A 713-nucleotide genomic window follows, 5' to 3' on the forward strand; every position below is an offset into this window, starting at 1 on the left:
TGATCTTGACCAGGCTAACTACCAAAAAGACTTGTTTAATAGCATTGCAGGCGTTCGTATTATACAGACCGGTTCAACCTTGGGGCATAAAACCAGTATACGTATGCCTTCCAATACAGGGCCTTATTACTTGTTTTTACAGGATGGCATACCGGTACAATCCTCTGGCTTCTTTAACCATAACGGTTTGGCATACACCAACTTTAGTACGGCAGGGTCTGCAGAAGTTTTGAAGGGGGCAGGGACTGCATTGTACGGCTCCGATTCAGTTGCAGGTACTATCAATGTGATTTCCCAAGACCCAAGCTTAAGAGAAGGTTATACCGTCAAAACTGAAGCTGGTGCGCATGGCTTTTATCGTTTAGGCCTAGCAGGAAGCGCAAGCTTGAGTGATGACTCTTCAGTCGGCATTGATATATCGCATAGCGAAAACGATGGCTGGCGAGACCATACTCGCTCAAAACGAAGTGAAGCGAATATTACGCATTTTGTTTCCTTGAATGACAACAATAGCCTGAAAACAGTCTTTGCAATAAACACTACTGAGGCTGATCAGGCCGGTAGTTTAATTGGTTTGGATGCGCTGAAAAACGATACAGAATCGGTGGGTGATATAGAAGCTGCACTAGCTACCGGGATGGATATTCAGCGAAAATTTGATTTTGCCCGTTTGAGTACAGAATGGACGCACTTACTTAATGACGAGATTGAAC

At 44.3% G+C, this 713-nt stretch carries 1 protein-coding gene; it reads left to right on the plus strand.

Translation table 11 applies throughout. The features are described from left to right. On the plus strand, positions 1 to 713 hold a 713-nt coding region (locus A3729_RS28715), incomplete at both ends, for a TonB-dependent receptor plug domain-containing protein (RefSeq protein WP_156498213.1).

Source organism: Oleiphilus sp. HI0043 (assembly GCF_001634935.1).